The following is a 19,739-nucleotide window of genomic DNA, read 5'->3' on the forward strand; positions in this document are numbered from 1 at the left end:
GCGCAGGCGTGGCGGGTCAACCCAACTCAAGCAATTTTGTTGCGATAGGTGCGCGCGACCGCCCTAAACCGTGCCCTCTTCCTTCTCTGCCTGCTGCCGCGCCCACATGTCGGCGTAGAGCCCGCGCATGCCGAGCAGCTGGTCGTGCGTCCCGGTCTCGGCGACGCGGCCGCGCTCGAGCACGATGATCCGGTCGGCGCCGGTCACGGTCGACAGGCGGTGCGCGATCACCAGCGTCGTGCGGCGTTCGGCGATGCGTTCGAGCGTGTCCTGGATCGCCGCCTCGGTGCGGCTGTCGAGCGCGCTCGTCGCTTCATCGAGGATCAGGATCGGCGGGTTCTTGAGCAGCGTGCGCGCGATCGCGACGCGCTGCTTCTCGCCGCCCGACAGCTTGAGTCCGCGCTCGCCGACCTCGGTCTCATAACCCTGCGGCAGGAGCGCAACGAAGCCGTCGATCGCCGCGCCCTCGGCAGCTGCCGCGATTTCGGGGGCGCTCGCGCCTTCGCGGCCATAGGCGATATTATAGCCGATCGAATCGTTGAACAGCACCGTATCCTGCGGGACGATGCCAATTTCGGCGCGCAGGCTCGCCTGCGTCACCTGCGCGATATCCTGATCGTCGATGGTGATCCGCCCGCCCTGCGGGTCGTAGAAGCGGAAGAGCAGCCGCGCGATCGTCGACTTGCCCGCGCCCGAAGGCCCGACGATCGCCAGCGTTTCGCCGGCGCCAACCGCGAAGCGGACGCCATTGAGGATCGTGCGGTCGGGCTCGTAGCCGAAGACGACATTGTCGAACGCCACCGCGCCGCCGTTCACGACCAGCGGCCGGGCGCCCGGCGCGTCGGATATCTCGGGCGGGGTGTCGATCAGGCGGAACATCGCCTCCATGTCGATCAGCCCCTGGCGGATGACGCGATAGACCATGCCGAGCATGTCGAGCGGCCGGAAAAGCTGCGCGAGCAGCGTGTTCACCAGCACCACGTCGCCGACCTGGAAAATGCCCTTCGACCAGCCCCACACGGTATAGGCCATCGCCCCCGCCATCGCGGCGTTGGTGATGAAGCTCTGTCCGATGTTGAGCCAGGCGAGGCTGTTTTCGCTCTTCACCGCGGCGCGCGCATATTGGTCGGCGACGTCGCGGTAGCGCGCCGTCTCGCGCTCCTCGGCGCCGAAATATTTGACCGTCTCGTAATTGAGCAGGCTGTCGACGCTGCGCCCGACGGTGAGCGTGTCGAGGTCGTTCATCCGCGTGCGCAGCGCGTTGCGCCAGTCGGTCACCTTGCGGGTGAAGATGATGTAGACGATCACCATCAGCGCGGTCGCACTGGCGAGGCCGAAGCTGAACTTGGTCCAGAAGATAATCAGCACCGCAGCCAGTTCGATCACCGTCGGCGCAATGTTGAACAGCAGGAAATAGAGCATCGTGTCGATGCTCTTGGTCCCGCGCTCGATCACCTTGGTGACCTCGCCCGTCCGCCGCGCGAGGTGGAAGCGCAGGCTCAGCGCATGGAGATGGGTGAAGGTCGCGATCGCGAGTTCGCGCGTCGCATCCTGCCCGACGCGCTCGAACACGACGTTGCGCAGGTTGTCGAACAGGACCCCGGCGAAGCGCGCGCCGGCGTAAGCGAGCACCAGCCCGATCGCGAGCGCGACGCCCTCCTCCATTCCCGGCGCCATCCTGTCGATCGCGGCGCCATAGAGGAAGCCCATCGACAGCTGCACGCCCTTCGATGCGAGTACGATGAGGCCGGCGAGGATGATGCGGATCTTGTGCTCGCGATGCCCCGCCGGCCACAGATAGGGCAGGAAGCGCTTGAGCGTCGCGAGGACGGGCGGTTCGCGCTTCGCATCGGCGCTGGTGGTCGTGTCGGGCGGCATCGCCCCCGCATGTAGGGACGAAGCGATGGCTTAACAATCGCTTCCCCGGCGCGCGCGCGCAGGCGTCAGCGCGAATCGCGATAGCCGGCGCGGCGCAGCAGGCGATCGATCAGCCGGCGCTCCGCCGGGGTCGGACCCGGCAGTTCGGTGGGCGGTTGCGGATCGATGCGGCGGCCCGCCAGCGGGCGACGCGGGGGGACGAGGGGGGAGAAGCGCATGGGGCGAACCTGACCTTGCCGGTGCGGCGTCGCCCCCGGCGCCGCAGATGGTCTGGTCCCTGCCGCGCAGCTTCGCGCCGCAGGGTTTCGCTTTCGCAAAGGCGCGTGGTTACTGCTTTCTTTCCGGTACGGTGAAGGTGCCCGTCACGCGCCCGCCGGTGCCGCCCTGGATCGGCTGGCCGTCGGGCCCGCGCGCCGCGCCGCGCCCATCGACCGTCGCGCGCCCCGAATTGAGGTCGATCACCAGCCGCCCGCCATTGAGGCGATTGCCGCGCTGGGTCAGCTGGACGTTGCCGACCATCGTGATCAGCCGGCGGTCGAGGTCATAGATCGCGACATTGCCCGACGCGCGCTCGTCGCCCTTGGTCACGACGACACCGCCGGTCGCGTCGAGCCGGTTGACGTCGGTGCCGCCCTGGCGGCTGTAGGCGACGGTCATGCGCTGCGAGGTCACGGTCATGCCCGCCTGCGTCACGCGCACCCCGCCCGCGAGGATGACGCGATCGGCGCGGTCCTGCACCTCGATGCTGCCCGCGTCGAAATCGACCGGGGCGTTGCTGTTGTGATTGGCGAGCGCCTGCGCCTGCGCCGTGTCGCCGCCCCCGGTGGAGAGGATCGCGAGGCTGGTCAGCGCGAAGCTCGCGCCGGCGAGGAGCAGGCTCGTCCGCCCGAACAAGCGCGGCGATGACGTCATTTCAGCACTCCCTGATTGATGCGCAGCTTCGCATTGCCCGACAGGCGGACGATCCGCTGGTCGAGGTCGGCGGACAGCTGGTTGGCCGAAAAATGGCCGATGTTCAATGTACCCGCAACGCCGCCGGTGCCGACGAGGCTGCGCGTCTTGAGGTCGATCGCGACGTTGCTGGCGTCGATCCGGTATCCGTCGGCGCTCTTGACCTGCACCATCCCGGGCACCGCGACCTTTTCGGTGTCCATGTTATATTGCCCCTCGGCGGCGGCGATCGTCGCGGGACCGTCGTTCAGCCGGATCGCGCCCGACAGCTGGCTCATCCGCACGATCGGTTCGACCGAGCTTTTCTGTACCGCGCTGCCCGCGATCAACGCGAAGGGCTGCCCCTTCGAATCCTGCCCGCGATATTCGGCGCGCGTCACCTTCATCCGTTCCTGCGCGACCGCGACCTTGTCCTTCGAGAGGAGGAAGCTGATCTCGGTGCGCTGGGTGAAGGGCGAGAAGATCAGCACCGCGGCGACGACGCCGATGATCAGCGGCAAGCCGAAACGCAGGATGCGCACGACACGATCGTGATTCGAGCCGCTGGCCGCCCAGAGCTGGCGCATCGTGCGGTCATGATCGGCGCGTTCGGACACCCGTTTCTCCGATTCGCTCAGCTGTGCGCGAAAATGTCGATCTCGGGCCAGCCCGCGAGGTCGAGCCGCGCACGCGTCGGCAGGAAATCGAAACAGGATTGCGCGAGTTCCATCCGCCCCTCGCGCACCAGCCGCGCGTCGAGCACCTCTTTCATCGCGTGCAGGAAGCGCACGTCGCTGGCGGCATATTCGCGCTGCGCTTCGCTGAGCGTCGCCGCGCCCCAGTCGCTCGACTGCTGCTGCTTCGACACGTCCTGCCCCAGCAATTCGCGCACCAGTTCCTTGAGCCCGTGACGGTCGGTGTAGGTGCGGATCAGCCGCGAGGCGATCTTGGTGCAATAGACGGGCGCCGCCATCACGCCGAGCGCATGCTCGATCGCGGCCAGATCGAAGCGTGCAAAATGGTATAATTTCAATCTGTTGGGATCAGAAAGAATCGCTTTCAGCACCGGCGCGTCATAATGGCTTCCGGGACCGAAGCGGACGAGATGCTCGTCGCCCGAACCGTCGCTGATCTGGACGAGGCACAGCCGGTCGCGCAGCGGGTTGAGTCCCATCGTTTCGGTGTCGACCGCGACCGGTCCCGGACCGAGTGCGCCTTCGGGCAGATCTTCTTCGTGGAAATGGACAGTCATGGCCCCGCCTTTAGGCCAAGCCGCCTTGCGGCTCAATGACTGGTTTCGCGCACCGGATCGCCCGGCCGGACCGGCGCGACCGCCCCTTGTTTTTACATCTTGCCATGATGATATTTTCTGTTCGCCCACGCCGTTTATTTAGGTTATATATTGCGCCGTTGGCGGCACGGGGCGAGTCCGTGCCCGTGGTGAACTGCGTCTCCGTCCGGCGCAAGGAGCCGGATTGAACGGGGCGTGGACGAACCGAAAGCGACTATCAGACAATGAGTTTCAACAAGGATCGGCGCGGCCACCGCGGACGTGGCAAGCGCGATGATTTCGGCGGTTTCGACAGTTTCGAACCCGCGCCCTACGGCGGTGACAGCTATGGCGGCGGACGTGGCGGCTTCGGCGACCGGGATCGCGGCGGCTTCGGCGGCGGTGACCGTGGCGGCTTCGGCGACCGGGACCGGGGCGGTTTCGGGGGCGATCGCGGCGGATTCGGCGGCGGACGCGGCGGTGGCGGCGGCATGCCCGCGCAGGTCGTTGGCGAAGGTCAGGGCACCGTCAAATTCTTCAACCCGTCGAAGGGTTTCGGCTTTGTCGCACGCGACGATGGCGGCGAGGATGTCTTCGTCCACATCAGCGCGGTCGAACAGGCCGGCCTTCAGGGTCTCGCCTCGGGCCAGCCGCTCGGCTTCACCCTCGTGGAACGCAACGGCAAGGTGTCGGCGATCGACCTCAAGATCGAAGGCGAACCGATGCCGATCGAGGAATTCGCTCCCCGCCAGCGCGACGATCGCGGCGGTGATCGTCCGGGCGGCGCGCGCGGACGGCGCCAGCTGACCGGCGAACGCACCTCGGGCACGGTGAAGTTCTTCAACACCACCAAGGGCTTCGGCTTCATCGCCCGCGATGACGGCCAGGCCGACGCCTTCGTCCACATCAGCGCAGTGCAGCGCGCGGGCATGGCCGGCCTCGAGGAAGGCGACCGCGTCGCCTTCGACATCGAAGTCGACGACCGCGGCAAGTTCGCGGCGGTGAACCTGCAGCCCCATCAGGACTGATTTCGGTTCCGAACGAACAAGGAAAAGGGCGGCCCGCGGGTCGCCCTTTTTCGTTGGGCCCCGTCCGGTCGCTCATGCCCCCGCGCCGGGGCAAGGCCGCGGGCCCTCCAGCGACCATGGAGCAGAAAAAGCCGGACGGTCAAAACAAAGGGGGCGAAATCGCCCCCTTTGCCTCGATCCGTTTTGCCCGCCCTATTCGGTGGGGAAGCCGCGCTTCCTGAGCAGCGCCTTCACGTCGGGATCGCGACCGCGGAAAGCGCGGTAGGCGTCGGCGCGGTCGGTCTCGTTGCCCGTCATGAGCAGGATGGTGCGGAACTTGTCGGCGACGCTGCGGTCCCACGGCCCGCCGGCTTCGGTGAAGGCCGCCCAGGTGTCGGCATCCATCGTTTCCGACCAGAGATAGGAATAATAGCCCGCCGAATAGGCGTCGCTGCTGAACAGGTGGCCGAACTGCGGCAGGCGATGCCGCATGACGATTTCCTTCGGCATCCCCATTTCGGCGAGCGTCTCGCGCTCGAACTTGTCGGGGTCGGTCACCGGAATCTTGCGGTCGTGCAGCTTCATGTCGACGATCGCGCTGCCCAGATATTCGACCGTGGTAAAACCCTGGTTGAACTTGTCCGAGGCAAGGATCTTGTCGACCAGCGCCTGCGGCATCGGCGCGCCCGTCTTGTAGTGCGTCGCATATTTCGACAGCACTTCGGGGGTCATCAGCCAATTCTCGTTCACCTGGCTCGGATATTCGACGAAGTCGCGCGGCACCCCGGCGAGCGCAGGATAATAGACGTGCTGCAACAGATAATGGATGCCGTGGCCGAATTCGTGGAACAGCGTCTGCGCGTCGTCGAGGCTGATCAGCGTCGGCTCGCCCTTCGCGGCTTCGGTGAAATTATTGTTGTTCGAGGCGAGGACATTGCGCTCGCCGCCAAGCGTCTGCTGGCTGCGATAGGTCGTCATCCACGCCCCCGAACGCTTGCCGTCGCGCGCAAAATTGTCGAGGTAGAAGACCCCGACATTCGCATTGGTCTTGAGGTTGTAGACCTCGAACGTGCGCACCTTCGGATCGAACACGGGGATCGTTCCCGTATTCTCGCGGAAACCGAGGTCATAGAGCTGACCCGCCGACCAGAACATGCCGTCGACCAGCTTGTCGAGCTGGAGGTATGGCTTCACCTCGCTCTCATCGAGGTCGTATTTCGCCTTGCGGACCTTCTCCGCATAGAAGCGATAATCCCACGGCTCGATGGTGATCTTCGCGCCCTTGTTTGCCTTGGCCTCCGCGTCGGCGATCGCCTGCATGTCGGCGACCTCTTCCTTCACGCGCGCGACGGCGGCGGGCCAGACCTTCATCATCAGCCCCATCGCGGCTTCGGGGGTCTTGGCCATAGTGTCGGCCATGCGGTAATTGGCATGGGTCGCGAAACCGAGCAGTTCGGCGCGCTGCTGGCGCAGCTTCAGAATCTCGGCGATCGTCGCATTGGTGTCGTTCGCGTCACCATTGTCGCCGCGATTGACGAACGCCTTGTAGACCTTTTCACGCAGCGCCCGGTTGGTGGCACCCTGCAATACCGGCTGCGCCGACGAGCGCGTGTTCTTGATCGCCCACTGGCCGGGCTTGCCGTTGGCCTCGGCGGCCGCGGCGAGCGAGGCGATGAAGCCGGGTTCGAGCCCCGCGAGCTCATTCTTGTCGGTGACGAAGGTGTAGAGCTTCTCGTCGCCGAGCAGCTTCGACGAGAAGGTCGAGAACAGCCCCTCGAGCTTCGCGTTCATTTCGACGAGCTTCGCCTTGTCGGCGGACGACAGGTTCGCGCCGTCGCGCACCATCTCGTCATAGCTGCGTTCGACGATGCGGACCTGCTGGGCATTGAGGCCGCTCTGATGGCGGGCGTCATAGACCGCCTTGTAGCGCGCAAAGAGCTTGGGCTCGAGGAACAGCTCGGTGTAGAAAGTGGTGAGCTTGGGGCTCCATTCGGCGTCGATGTCCTCGACGCGGTCGTTCGACTTGTTCGACGTCTGGACGCCCCACAGCGCATAAACGCGTTCCATCGTGTCGCCCGCGAGCATCATCGGCACATGCGTGTTTTCGAACGTCGGCGCTTCGGGATTGTCGATCACCGCCTGTACCTGCGCCTTCACCTCGGCCATGCCCTTGGCAAAGGCGTCGGGGAACAGTTCGGGATCCATCTTGTCCCACGGCGGCACCCCTTCATAGGGGCCGGTCCACGGCGCGAGCATCGGATTCTCGCCCGCTGGCGCAGTCGCGGCGGCGGGCTTGGCGGTTTCGGCAGCAAGAGTCGTCATCTGGCTCATACCCGCGAGCATCGCAGTCGATGCAAGCAGAGTCGACAGGCGACGGACAAAACGGGGCGCGTTGCGCGACATATTCGGAATCTCCCGGCGGAAAAGGTTTCGGACGAAACCATGTCGGCGGGCGTCTTAACCAGATATGACAGCGATGCGCAAGGTTGCGGCGCCGGCGATGCGACGGGCCGCGCAATGCTGCGCGGGCACGATCAGCCGGCGAACATCGGGACGACCACCCCCGGCACGTCGACGCGGAAGGTGAAGAGGCCGCCGGCGTGCGGCTGCGCCCTGCGCTCTTCGTCGATCAAATTCTTGCCGGCGCTGGTGACGAAGGCGGTGCGCATGTCGGCGCCGCCGAACGCGATCATCGTCGGGCGCTGCACCGGCATCTCGACCGTCTGGAGAAGCTCGCCCGCGGGCGAGAAGCGCACGATGCGCCAGCCGTCCCACAAGGCCGACCAGTAGCAGCCCTCGGCATCGACCGCACCGCCGTCGGGACGCCCCCTGCCCTCCTCGAACTGATGAAAGGTGCGCCGTGCGCCGAGCATGCCGGTGTCGGGATCGACATCATAGACGTCGATCCGGTGGGTCGGCGTGTCGGCATGATAGAAGCTGCGCCCGTCGGGGCTGAAAGCGGCACCATTACTCGTCATCAAACCATCGATCACCGGCGTGATCGCTCCGTCGGGGTCGACGCGATAGAGGGTCGCGTCGCGCTTCGGCTTGTCGGCGGTCAGGCTGCCGACCCACAGGCGCCCCGCTGCGTCGACGCAACCGTCGTTGAAGCGCTGGTGCGGCTTGTCGGCGAGCACCGGTTCGCCGAAGGCGCGCGGGATATCGCCCCATCCGTCGATCAGCGCGCATCCGGCACGGAGCGCGGCGATCAGCCCGCCGCCGCGACGCGGCGCGACGCAACCGACGGGGCCGTCGAGCTGCATCACCGCGTCGCGGCCGCTCGCGGGATCGGTGCGGTGGATACGAAAGGCGTCGATATCGACCCAATAGAGGCAGGCTTCGTCGGCGTGCCAGCGGGGCGATTCGCCGAGCAGCGCGCCGGCGTCGAGAAGAAGGTCGATCATGGCGCCGTGCCTAGCGCGCGCCGTCGCCGCTGCCCAGCGCCTGCAAAGCTATTCACCGCCAAGGCTTTGTACGGGCGACGGCCCGACTTTCATGCCGTAGCGGCATTTCCACTTGACGTGCACGTAAACGTAAGGTCAGGTGGCGGCGAAGGCCGTGCCCCGCGCGCGGCTGTTGGCGCGGCCGGCTCCCCGATTTCGTCCGGCCGCCATCAGGGAAAGGAAGACGATGTCGCTCGATAACCTCTCGCGCACGGCCTATACCGAGGATCATGAGGCGTTCCGTTCGACGGTGCGCCAGTTCCTCGAAAAGGAAGTCGCGCCCAACGCCGCGCAATGGGCCGAGGACGGCATCGTCCCCAAGTCGATCTGGCCCAAGGCGGGCGAACTCGGCATGCTGTGCCCGACGGTTCCCGAGGCCTATGGCGGGCTCGGACTCGACTTCGGCTATAATGCGATCGTCGACGAGGAAAGCGCCTATTACGGCCGCGCGACCACCGGCTTCTCGCTCCAGTCGGACATCGTCACTTCCTATATCGTCAAATATGGCTCGGAAGAGCAGAAGAAGCACTGGCTGCCCAAGATGGTGTCGGGCGAGGTGATCACCGCGATCGCGATGACCGAACCGGGCACCGGCAGCGATCTTCAGGGGATGCGCACGACCGCGAAGAAGGATGGCAATCACTATGTCATCAACGGGTCGAAGACCTTCATCACCAACGGCCAGAACGCCGACCTGATCCTCGTCTGCGTCAAGACCGACACCGAGGTGCAGCCGGCGTGGAAGGGCGTGTCGATCGTGCTCGTCGAAGCCGATCGCGAAGGTTTCAAGCGCGGGCGCAACCTCGACAAGATCGGACAGGACGAGGCCGACACCTCGGAGCTGTTCTTCGAGGACGTGCGCGTTCCGATCACCAACTGCCTCGGCGAGGAAGGCCAGGGCTTCATCTATCTGATGAGCGAACTGCCGCAGGAACGCCTGTCGATCGCGGTCAGCGCACAGGCCTCGGCGCAGCGCGCCTTCGACGACACCGTCGAATATACGCGCGAGCGCAAGGCGTTCGGCAAGCCGATCCTCGATTTCCAGAACAGCCGCTTCGTGCTCGCCGATTTGAAGGCGAAGCTGCAGGTCGGCTGGGCGCACCTCGACTGGGCGCTCGCGCGTCACATGAAGAAGGAACTGACCCCCGAAGAGGGCGCGGCGGCGAAGCTGTGGCACACCGACCTCCAGTGGGAGGTGATGGACAAGTGCCTCCAGCTGTTCGGCGGCTCGGGCTACATGAACGAATATCCGATCGCCCGCGCCTGGCGCGCGGCGCGCGTGACGCGCATCTTCGGCGGCACGAACGAAATCATGAAGGAACTGATCGGGCGCAAGCTGTAATTTCCCCGCCCGCAAGCGGGAGGGGCAGTGAGACTTGGGAGCTTGCTCCCTAGTCGCAGCGGGGTGGGCTACCTACCTCCGAGATGCTCGCTCCGCTCGCGCCCACCCCTAACCCCTCCCGCCTGCGGGAGGGGAATCAAGAAAGGAATTCTCCCATGGCCCACGCCTATATCGTAGACGCCGTCCGCACCGCCGGTGGCCGCCGCGGCGGCAAGCTCGCCGGCGTCCACCCCGTCGACCTAGGCGCCGCGGTGTTCGACGCGATCGCCGACCGCAACGATTTCGACACCTCGAAGATCGACGACGTCATCACCGGCTGCGTCAGCCAGGGCGGCGAGCAGACGATGGATCTCGGCCGCAACGCCGTACTCGCATCGAAGCTGCCCGACAGCATCCCCGCGGTGACGATCGATCGCCAGTGCGGATCGTCGCAGCAGGCGATGATGTTCGCCGCGCAGGCGGTGATGTCGGGAACGCAGGACATGGTGCTCGCGAGCGGCATCGAGAGCATGACGCGCGTCCCGATGGGCAGCGTCGCGACGCTGTTCATGAAGGAAGGCCTCGGCAATTACAAATCGCCGCGGCTCGAGGAAAAATATCCCGGCATCATGTTCAGCCAGTTCATGGGCGCCGAGATGATCGTCAAGAAGCACGGCTTCACCAAGGACGACCTCGACGCCTTCGCGCTCGAAAGCCATCGCCGCGCCAGGGCCGCAACCGAGGCCGGGCTGTTCCAGCGCGAAATCGTGCCCGTCGCGATCGAGACCGCCGAAGGGTCGCAGCTCCACACCGTCGACGAAGGCATCCGTTTCGACGCGACGCTCGAAGGCATCGCGGGGGTGAAGATCCTGCAGGAAGGCGGGTCGATCACCGCCGCCTCGTCGAGCCAGATCTGCGACGGCGCCTCGGCGGCGCTGATCGTGTCGGAGCAGGCGCTCAAGGATCATGGCCTGACCCCGCGCGCGCGCATCCACCACATCTCGGTGACCGCGGGCGACCCGATCATCATGCTCGAAGAACCGCTGTTCGCGACCGAAAAGGCGCTGAAGAAGGCCGGGCTCTCGATCGCCGACATCGACGCCTATGAAGTCAACGAGGCGTTCGCGCCCGTCCCGCTCGCGTGGCTCAAATATCTCGGCGCCGACCATGGCCGCCTCAACGTCCACGGCGGCGCGATCGCGCTCGGCCACCCGCTCGGCGCCTCGGGCACCAAGCTGATGGCGACCCTGCTCGGCGTGCTCGACGCCAGGGGCGGCAAATATGGCCTCCAGACGATGTGCGAAGGCGGCGGCCAGGCCAACGTCACGATCATCGAACGGCTGTAAGCAATTTGGCGTCGCCCCCGCGAAAGCGGGGGCCGCTATCGAGGTGGCGCAAGGCTGCCAACGGCCCCCGCTTTCGCGGGGGCGACGTTTCAAGGGAGAATGACATGAAACTCGATTCCACCGTATCCGCCGTCGTCACCGGCGGCGCCTCGGGCCTCGGCGCCGCGACCGCGCGCCTGCTCGCCTCGAAGGGCGTCAAGGTCGCGATCTTCGACCTGCAGGAAGAAAAGGGCAAGGCGCTGGCCGAAGAACTCGGCGGCGTCTTCTGCGAATGCAACGTCACCGACGACGCGTCGGTCGATGCCGCCTTCGAAAAGGCGCGCGCCGCGATCGGCCAGGAGCGCATCCTCGTCAACTGCGCGGGCACCGGCAACGCGATCAAGACCGCGAGCCGTTCGAAGGAAGACGGCAGCATCAAGCATTTCCCGCTCGATGCCTTCAACTGGATCATCCAGATCAACCTCGTCGGCACCTTCCGCTGCATCGCCAAGTCGGCGGCGGGCATGATGACGCTCGAACCGCAAGAAGACGGCGACCGCGGCGCGATCGTCAACACCGCGTCGGTCGCGGCCGAGGACGGCCAGATCGGCCAGGCGGCCTATTCGGCGTCGAAGGGCGGCGTCGTCGGCATGACCCTGCCGATCGCGCGCGATCTCGGCAGCGAAAAGATCCGCGTCAACACCATCCTGCCCGGCATCTTCGACACCCCGCTGCTCGCCGGCGCGCCGCAGAATGTCCGCGACGCGCTGGGCGCCTCGGTGCTCAACCCGAAGCGCCTCGGCAACCCCGCCGAATATGCCAATCTTGCGCTGTGCATGATCGAAAACGGCTATTTCAACGGCGAGGACGTGCGCCTCGACGGCGGCATCCGCATGGGTCCGCGCTGATATGCCGAAACCGGAGAGCTGGCGGCTGAACGCCGCCAGCTACCCCGTCCACCTCGACCTGCAGACGCGGTTCCAGGACATGGACGTCAACGGCCACCTCAACAATGTGGCCTTTGCGGCGCTGTTCGAAAGCGGCCGCGTGCTGCTCAACCGCGATGTGCGCCCGCTCGGCGAGCGCCCCGCGAACGAGCGCACGATGGTCGCCGCGGTCGAGATCAACTATCTCGCCGAGGGCCATTTCCCCGATCCGGTCCAGATCGCGACGGGCATCGGCCGCCTCGGCACCTCGAGCTGGACCATCGTCCAGGCAATGTTCCAGAACGGCCGCGCGATTGCGACCTGCGACACGGTCGTCGTGTGCCGCACCGACGGACAGGCAAAACCGCTGCGCGCGGAAACGGTCGCGGAACTGGAAGAAAAGCTGGCGAAGCCGGCCTGAACTTTCGAAATCCGTCATTGCGAGCGGAGCGAAGCAATCTCCAGCTATCGGCCTTGGGCAAAGCGGATGACTGGAGATTGCCGCGTCGCCTGCGGCTCCTCGCAATGACGCCAAGGATCAGAGCTTCGTATCCGCATCGGGCACCGAGCGGATCAGGTCGCGCGCGAAGCCGATCAGGCCGATCTGGCGGCGGCGTTTCAGCCGTTCGGCGCGCAGAATAGCGACGACCTCGCCATAGCATTCCTCGACCTGGTCGTTGATCAGCACATAGTCGTAGCCGTCCCAGTGGCTGATCTCGTTCGCGGCACGCGCCATGCGCGCGGCGATCACCTCGTCGCTGTCGGTGTTGCGCGCGCGCAACCGGCGTTCGAGTTCCTCCATCGTCGGCGGCAGGACGAACACCCGCACGACGTCGGGGCCCGCCTCCTGATAGAGTTGCTGCGCGCCCTGCCAGTCGATGTCGAAGAGCACGTCCTTGCCCGCGGCGAGCAGTTCCTCGACGCGCGCGCGCGGCGTGCCGTAGCGGTGGCCGAAGACATGCGCCCATTCGAGGAATTCGCCCTCGGCCGCCATCGCCTTGAAGCTGTCGACATCGACGAAATGATAATCCTTGCCGTCGACCTCCCCCGGACGCGGCGGGCGCGTGGTCGCGGACACCGACAGTGCGATATCGGGATCGGCGGCGAGCATCTTTTTCGAAATGGTGGTCTTGCCCGCTCCCGAGGGCGAGGAGAGGACGAACAACACGCCGCGGCGGTTGAGGTGGACGCTATCAGCCATGGGCGCTAATTGCGCGAGCGAAGGCGGCGGTCAAGCGGGAAGGACGGCGATGTTCCTGGGGGTTTCTCGAGCAGGCTGGCTCGTCGCGGCGACGTTGCTCGCGCTGTTCGCCGCAATCCTCTTCGCGATGGGGCGTCCGCCGATCTGCCCGTGCGGCACGATCAGCCTGTGGCACGGCACGGTCCAGTCGAACCAGAACAGCCAGCAGGTTTCGGACTGGTACAGCTTCAGCCACATCATCCACGGCTTCATATTCTACGGCCTCGCGCGCTGGCTGATCCCGGCACGGCCGCTCTGGATCGCGCTGGCGCTGGCGATCGGGATCGAAGCGGCGTGGGAAATCCTCGAAAACTCACCCGTCATCATCGACCGCTACCGCGAAGTGACGATGGCCTTCGGCTATTCGGGCGATTCGATCCTCAATTCGGTGAGCGATGCGCTCTTCATGATCGGAGGCTTCCTCGCCGCGAGCCGGATGCGCTGGTGGGTGACGGTCGCCATCGCGATCGCCTTCGAACTGTTCACCCTGTGGACGATCCGCGACAATCTGACGCTCAACGTGCTGATGCTGGTCTCGCCGGTCGAGGCGGTGAAGGACTGGCAGGCGGGCGCCTGAGCGTCCGGACATGTCCCCGGCCGGCTGCGCGAATCGCCGGCCTGCGCCAGCCGGATCAGGAGACGGGCCCGGCTTGTGACAGCCGCGCGACCGGCCTTCACCGTCCTCCCAAAATGCATCCCAGATTGTCTTCACCATAGTTGACGGTTCGTCATATTTTGGATAGGAGCGCTAGATATATAACCTAGACATATAAGTAAGGGGAGAGCGCATGACACTGCGCAAGGCACTCGCAACCGGCGCGATGGCGGCCTTTGGGATCGGGGCGGCCATGCCGGCTGCCGCGCTCGCCCAGGAAACCGACCAAGCGGAAAATGCCGCGAACGGATGGGACGGCGACATCATCGTCCAGGCCCGCAAGCGCGAGGAGCGGTTGCAGGACGTGCCGCTCGCCATCACCGCGCTGTCGGGCGAAGCGCTTTCCAATCAGTCGATGCAGAGCTTTCGCGATCTGCAGGAGCAGACGCCGTCGCTGTCGATCAATCCGGTGTCGGCCGACCGCAACTCCACGGCGATCTCGTTGCGCGGCCAGACCCAGACCGACGCATTGCTCACCACCGATCCCGCGGTCGGCATCTATCTCGACGGGGTCAATATCGCCAAGACGATCTCGACCGAGATGTCGAACCTGATCGATGTCGACCGCGTCGAGATCCTGAAGGGGCCGCAGGGCACGCTGTTCGGCCGCAACACCACGGGCGGTGCGATCAACATCTTCTACAAGCAGCCGGCCGACGATTTCGAAGGCAAGGTTGTTCTGCGCACCGACGAATATCGCCGGCGCGGCGGCGCGGCGGTCGTCAACCTGCCGATCGCGAGCACGCTCGCGCTGCGCGTCGTCGGACAATATGACAAGCGCGACGGCTATGGCCGCAACCGCTTCGACGGCCGCTATATCGGCGGCGACATGGACGGCGGCAATCTGCGCGCGGCGCTGCGCTGGGATGCCAGCGACGATATCGAACTGACCGTGCGCGGCGATTACAACAAGGCGAGCACGTCGACCCTTCCCTGGCATTATGCCGGAGTACGCAGCCCGTCGGCGCTGCTGACCACCGTCGCGTCGCAAGGTGGCACGCTCGCCGACATCCTCGCGCAGAGCGCCGACTATCGCGATGTGAACCACAATTTTGGCAGCCTCAGCCGCATCGAGGCCTGGGGCACGTCGGCGACGCTCAACATCCGCCTGAACGACAGCGTCGATTTCAAATCGATCAGCGCGTACCGCGAACTCGACCGGCTGACCCAGCATGATCTCGACGCAACGCGCTTCAACCTCATTCATGTCCGCCAGCCCACCCGGCAGAAAATCTTCACCCAGGAAGCCCAGTTTTCCGGCCTGTCGTTCGACGACCGGCTGAACTGGATTTTCGGCGTCTTCTATTCGCGCGAAACCGGAAACGACGGCACGCGGACGGTCAACTTCAACACGACCACCAACGTCGACGGCCTGACGACGAACGTCACCGACGGATCGGTGAAGAATTCGAGCATCGCCGGCTTCGCGCAGGCAACCTTCGCGCTGACCGAACAGCTCAGCCTGACCGGCGGCCTGCGCTATACCAAAGACACAAAGGCGCTCGTCACGCGCAACCGCGTCGACCGCCCGCTCGGAACCTTTCTGCGGTGCAGCCTGCCCACCGCCTTCGTCGGCACCAATGTGACAAGCGAGGCCGGCTGCATCGCCAATCTGAAGGACAGCTATTCGGACTGGTCGTATATGGCGACGCTCGACTACAAGCCGCGCGACGGCCTGCTTTTCTATGCCCGCACCGCGCGCGGCTACAAGGCGGGCGGGTTCAACCTGCGCGGCGGGGCCGATCCGCTGACCTTCCAGCCGTTCGAACCCGAAACGGTCACCGATTATGAAATCGGTCTCAAATCCGACTGGTTCGACCGCCGGCTGCGCCTCAACCTCGCGGGCTATATCTCCAAATATGACGGCATCCAGCGCACGGTGATTGTCGGCAGTTCGCTGCCGCCACCGAACCCGCCGACGCTGACCGTGGTGCGCAACGCCGCCAAGGGCACGATCAAGGGTTTCGAGGCCGAAGCGACCGCGGTGCCACTCGACGGCTTCACGCTGCGCGGCGCGCTCGGCTATGTCCACGCCCGCTACGACGATTATGTCAGCAACGGTCAGGACCGCTCGTTCGAGCGCTTCCCCTATCTGCCCACGTGGAACTGGTCGCTCTCGGCCGCCTATGAACATGAAATGCCGGGCGGACCGCTGCGCGCGCAGGTCGACTATGTTTACAAGGGCACGCACGACGGCGCGCCGAGCAGCCTGACCGATGCCGTCACCAAGAGCTGGACGGTGATCCCGGGCTATGGCCTGCTCAACGCCCGCATTTCCAAAACCTTCGAAAAGCCGTCGATGAATGTCGCGCTGTTCGTCAAGAACCTGACCGACAAGCGCTTCGCCACCACGATTCTCGATTTTTCGGGCAGTCTGGGCTACGTCCTCTACGCGCCGGGCGACCCGCGCGTGATCGGCGCCGAGGTGAGCTTCGACTTCTGACGCGACGGGCGGCCCGAGCGGCCGCCCCGGACACGAATCCCCGACATCCCGCGAAAGCTCTGGCAGCGCCGCGGCGATACGATTTGCTCCGGCTGCCGGGGCGGCGGAGCACGCCGCGCCTGCCGCGATCGCCGGACAGACAGGCGCTCCTGCCATCCGGCCGCCCGGGCCTCGCCCCGGCCGAACCGGTCCCAAAACCATGCCTGTGCAACCCGCCGCCGAGACGGCCGAACACGCCTGGCCCCGGACAGTCATGTCCGAATCATTTCCCACGAACTTCGGCGTCTTTCGGTGCGCGCTGGTCCGGCCGCCCGAACGCGCGCGCTGCCCGGCGCCGCGGCATCCGCGATGGGCGCCCGTTTCCAAATCGCTTAATCATATTGACAATTAAGACGTTTGATCGCTATCCCGCCCACTCTGATCTGGCAAGCCCCGCACGAGCCGGGGCCGCACAAATGACATGAGAGGATCGCAGATGAAAAGCTTCGTGCGTGCCCCGCTGGTCGCGGCAACGATATTGGCGAGCGGCGTGGCGCTCCCGGCCTTTGCACAGGACGCGCCGGCGGCGGACGAGGCAGCCGAAAGCAGCGGCGGCGGCATCCAGGAAATCGTCGTCGTCGCGCGCAAGACCGAGGAAAGCCTCCAGACGGTTCCCGTCGCGGTCAGCGCCTACACCGGAGACACGCTCGACAAGCAGTCGGTGGTCAATATCTCGCAGTTGCAGACGACGACGCCGAACCTCAATTTTTCGAGCGCGGTGGCACAGCCCGGATCGGCGACGGTGTTCATCCGCGGACAAGGTTCGTCCGACGGCCTGATCGCGATCGACCAGGCGGTCGGCGTCTATCTCAACGGCGTCTATTCGGCGCGCTCGACGGGCGGCGCCTTCGACATGGTCGACGTCCAGCGCGTCGAGGTACTGCGCGGCCCGCAGGGGACGCTGTTCGGGCGCAACACGACCGGCGGCGCCGTCAACATCATCGCCAACGAGCCCTCGACGCGCGGCTTCGACGCGATGGCCCGCATCGATTACGGCAATTACGACACGCTGCTGGTGCGCGGCATGGTCAACGTCCCGCTCGGCGATGCGCTGGCGGCGCGCGTCGCCTATCAGCATCGCCAGCACGACGGCTACGGCCGCAATGTCGCGCTCGACCGCGAACTGGGCGACGCCAATTCGGATTATTTCCGCGTGAGCTTCAAGCTCGAGCCGCCGGGTTCGCGCTTCAAGGCGCTGCTGTCGGCCGATTTCACCGATTTTCGCAACCAGGGCGAACTCGTCGGCCTGAAATCGGTCACGCTCGGCAACGCGACGTCGCCGCAGCAACTGCTCGTCGGCCTGTGCAACGGCACGGCGCCGGTCCCCGCGCTCAATGCGCTGCAACCCTTCTGTCCCGCCGTCGCGCGCGGGCCGCTTCAGGACTATGTCTACGGCCAGAACGGCAACGACAATATCTATGCAGTGTATCAGAACACCCCCGGATACGGAAAATCGCGCACCCATGGCGCATCGGGCATTCTGGAATATGAATTCTCCGACGCCGCGGTGCTCAAGAGCACGACCGCGTGGCGCGGCGTCACGCTCGACGCGCTGAGCGACAATGACGGCACGCCCTATCTGTTCACCGGCGGCCTCGCGCCCTTCTTCGGCAACCGCATCAAACAGGATCAGTTCAGCCAGGAACTCCAGCTCTCGGGCGCGGTCGATCGGTTCCAGTATATTCTCGGCGGCTTCTATTTCGTCGAGAACGGCACCGACCGCTCGCGGTCGGGCAGCCTGTTCCCGCTGAGCGCGAGCATCGGCATCGCCGACGGCACGGTGCGCAACCAGAGCCTTGCCGGTTTCGGCCAGATCATCGTCGAGGTGGTCGATGGCGTTCGCCTGACCGGCGGCCTGCGCTACACCGAGGACAAGCGCCGGCTGGTGTCGCGCAACCGCGATCTCAACTTCTTCACCAACGCCGTCACCTCGTCGATCCCCGACTTCCTCGATGGCGACACGAGCGACCCGTTCCGCGCGACCTTCAACCGGACCTACAACTACTGGTCCTATCTGGTCAGCGCCGACTGGCAGGCGTCGAACAACCTCTTCTTCTATGCGAAGACGAGCCGGTCGCAGCGCTCGGGCGGCTTCAACACCCGCGCGGTCGCCGGCGGCAATCCGCCGGTCAGCTTCGCCCCCGAAGAGGTAACCGACTATGAGATCGGTGCGAAAGTCGACCTGCTCGACCGCCGCATGCGCCTCAATCTGGCCGCGTTCAATTCGGACGTCGACAATGTGCAGCGCAACCTGATCGGCGTCGCCGGCACGCGCCTGATTTCGGGCGTCGCCAACGCCGCCAAGGCGCGCATCCGCGGGCTCGAGGCCGAACTGACCGTGATCCCGGTCGACGGGCTCACGCTCGGCGCCAATTTCGGCCTGACCGACGCGAGCTACCGGCGCTTCATCAACATCCTCGACAACACCGACTGGCGCGATGCCGAATTCCCCTATTCGCCCAAATATTCGTACGGCGTCACGGCGGATTACGAGCATGAATTCGCCGGTGCGGGCACGCTGCGCCTGCGCGCCGATTACGGGTGGCGATCGGAACAATATGCGGCGCCGATGCAACTCGCCGCCGCGGCGCGCACCGGGCTGACGCCCGAACAGGTCGCCGCCGGCAACCGCGCGCTGCAGGATACGTCGCGGATTCCGAGCTATGGCATCTTCAACGCGCGCATCGCCTTCGAACTCGACAACCCCAGCCTCGAGTTCGCACTCTATGCGCGCAACATCACCAAGGAAAAATATTTCACGCGGCTGCTGTCGCTGGAGAACACGCCGTTCGGGCTGACCTCCTATACCCCGGGTGACCCGCGCACCTATGGCGCGTCGGTGACCTGGCGCTATTGACCGCCGGGATGCGGCCGTCGGTCCCTAGTGGATCGCCGGCCGCTTGCCTGCCTCGTCGAGGGGAATGGCGGGGGGTAAGGCGTCGCCCATGCTTTCACCGTCGGTCGGCAGGCCGGCGGTGCCGGCATAGGGATCGACCACGCCGGCATGGCCCAGCGCCGCATCGACGGCATGCGCTTCCTCGGCCGCCCGCCGTGCTTCGGCGCGTTCGGCCCATTTCTTGGTGAGATAGCCCGCCGCGACGGTGGCGGCGAGAACGGCATAGCGCTGCGGAAACAGGCGGCGTGCGGCGAACAACGTGCCTGCGCCGATCACCGCGCCCGCGACGGGATGGTTGCCCTTTTTCTGTCCGATGGCGCCGCCGAGAAGGCCGCCGACGATTCGACCGATCATGCCCATGTCTCC

The 19,739-nt window shown here is 65.7% G+C and carries 17 protein-coding genes; 8 read left to right on the top strand and 9 right to left on the bottom strand.

The genetic code is table 11. The features are described 5' to 3' along the window. Positions 1–63: 63 nt before the first annotated feature. The 5 genes from EAO27_RS16555 to EAO27_RS16575 form a co-directional block, all read right to left on the bottom strand. Complete coding sequence (locus EAO27_RS16555; protein ID WP_242771827.1) at positions 64–1,878, bottom strand: ABC transporter ATP-binding protein/permease; 1,815 nt, start codon at positions 1,876–1,878, stop codon at positions 64–66. Between the two features lie 65 nt (positions 1,879–1,943). Then, entirely contained in the window at positions 1,944–2,096 is a 153-nt protein-coding gene (locus EAO27_RS16560) for a hypothetical protein (protein ID WP_242771829.1), read from the bottom strand. Positions 2,097–2,205: 109 nt separating this feature from the next. Then, positions 2,206–2,790, bottom strand: coding sequence for an LptA/OstA family protein (locus EAO27_RS16565; protein WP_242771831.1), 585 nt, complete (start codon positions 2,788–2,790; stop codon positions 2,206–2,208). After that, positions 2,787–3,425: an LPS export ABC transporter periplasmic protein LptC gene (lptC, locus tag EAO27_RS16570; protein ID WP_242771833.1), complete on the bottom strand. Its 639-nt coding sequence runs from the start codon at positions 3,423–3,425 to the stop codon at positions 2,787–2,789. The genes EAO27_RS16565 and lptC overlap by 4 nt, the downstream gene beginning before the upstream one ends. A 17-nt stretch (positions 3,426–3,442) precedes the next feature. Continuing rightward, positions 3,443–4,060: a ribonuclease H-like domain-containing protein gene (locus tag EAO27_RS16575; RefSeq protein WP_242771835.1), complete on the bottom strand. Its 618-nt coding sequence runs from the start codon at positions 4,058–4,060 to the stop codon at positions 3,443–3,445. Positions 4,061–4,323: 263 nt separating this feature from the next. Here EAO27_RS16575 and EAO27_RS20950 point away from each other — a divergent pair, with 263 nt between their 5' ends. Then, positions 4,324–5,106, top strand: a complete 783-nt coding sequence (locus tag EAO27_RS20950) for a cold-shock protein (protein ID WP_278190103.1) — start codon at positions 4,324–4,326, stop codon at positions 5,104–5,106. Between the two features lie 192 nt (positions 5,107–5,298). On the opposite strand, the gene EAO27_RS16590 is transcribed toward EAO27_RS20950, so the two are convergent. Together EAO27_RS16590 and EAO27_RS16595 are read right to left on the bottom strand one after the other, a co-directional pair. Continuing rightward, positions 5,299–7,407, bottom strand: a complete 2,109-nt coding sequence (locus EAO27_RS16590; RefSeq protein WP_242771837.1) for a M3 family metallopeptidase — start codon at positions 7,405–7,407, stop codon at positions 5,299–5,301. 212 nt (positions 7,408–7,619) lie between these two features. Further along, complete coding sequence (locus EAO27_RS16595; protein ID WP_242771840.1) at positions 7,620–8,489, bottom strand: SMP-30/gluconolactonase/LRE family protein; 870 nt, start codon at positions 8,487–8,489, stop codon at positions 7,620–7,622. 226 nt (positions 8,490–8,715) lie between these two features. On the opposite strand from EAO27_RS16595, the gene EAO27_RS16600 reads away from it, so the two are divergent. The 4 genes from EAO27_RS16600 (at position 8,716) to EAO27_RS16615 (ending at position 12,521) form a co-directional block, all read left to right on the top strand. Beyond that, positions 8,716–9,870, top strand: coding sequence for an acyl-CoA dehydrogenase family protein (locus EAO27_RS16600; protein WP_242771843.1), 1,155 nt, complete (start codon positions 8,716–8,718; stop codon positions 9,868–9,870). A gap of 155 nt (positions 9,871–10,025) precedes the next feature. After that, positions 10,026–11,195: an acetyl-CoA C-acetyltransferase gene (locus tag EAO27_RS16605; RefSeq protein ID WP_242771846.1), complete on the top strand. Its 1,170-nt coding sequence runs from the start codon at positions 10,026–10,028 to the stop codon at positions 11,193–11,195. A 104-nt stretch (positions 11,196–11,299) separates the two neighbouring features. After that, entirely contained in the window at positions 11,300–12,082 is a 783-nt protein-coding gene (locus tag EAO27_RS16610) for an SDR family NAD(P)-dependent oxidoreductase (protein ID WP_242771849.1), read from the top strand. Position 12,083: 1 nt separating this feature from the next. Then, positions 12,084–12,521 (top strand): acyl-CoA thioesterase, encoded by a 438-nt coding sequence (locus EAO27_RS16615; RefSeq protein WP_242771852.1) that lies wholly within the window; start codon positions 12,084–12,086, stop codon positions 12,519–12,521. 117 nt (positions 12,522–12,638) lie between these two features. Here the strand turns inward: EAO27_RS16615 and gmk are convergent, their stop codons facing one another. After that, complete coding sequence (gene gmk / locus EAO27_RS16620; RefSeq protein ID WP_242771855.1) at positions 12,639–13,301, bottom strand: guanylate kinase; 663 nt, start codon at positions 13,299–13,301, stop codon at positions 12,639–12,641. A gap of 49 nt (positions 13,302–13,350) precedes the next feature. Here gmk and EAO27_RS16625 point away from each other — a divergent pair, with 49 nt between their 5' ends. The 3 genes from EAO27_RS16625 to EAO27_RS16635 all read left to right on the top strand — a co-directional run bounded on the left by EAO27_RS16625 (position 13,351) and on the right by EAO27_RS16635 (position 19,334). Next, positions 13,351–13,917: a DUF2585 domain-containing protein gene (locus EAO27_RS16625; protein WP_242771858.1), complete on the top strand. Its 567-nt coding sequence runs from the start codon at positions 13,351–13,353 to the stop codon at positions 13,915–13,917. Positions 13,918–14,128: 211 nt separating this feature from the next. Beyond that, positions 14,129–16,438, top strand: a complete 2,310-nt coding sequence (locus tag EAO27_RS16630; RefSeq protein WP_242771860.1) for a TonB-dependent receptor — start codon at positions 14,129–14,131, stop codon at positions 16,436–16,438. Between the two features lie 475 nt (positions 16,439–16,913). After that, on the top strand, positions 16,914–19,334 hold the full coding sequence (locus EAO27_RS16635; protein ID WP_242771863.1) for a TonB-dependent receptor: 2,421 nt from the start codon (positions 16,914–16,916) through the stop codon (positions 19,332–19,334). 24 nt (positions 19,335–19,358) lie between these two features. On the opposite strand, the gene EAO27_RS16640 is transcribed toward EAO27_RS16635, so the two are convergent. After that, positions 19,359–19,727, bottom strand: a complete 369-nt coding sequence (locus tag EAO27_RS16640) for a hypothetical protein (RefSeq protein ID WP_242771866.1) — start codon at positions 19,725–19,727, stop codon at positions 19,359–19,361. Positions 19,728–19,739 lie beyond the last annotated feature (12 nt).

Origin of the sequence: Sphingopyxis sp. YF1, from assembly GCF_022701295.1 — a bacterium.
Taxonomy (GTDB): Bacteria; Pseudomonadota; Alphaproteobacteria; order Sphingomonadales; family Sphingomonadaceae; genus Sphingopyxis.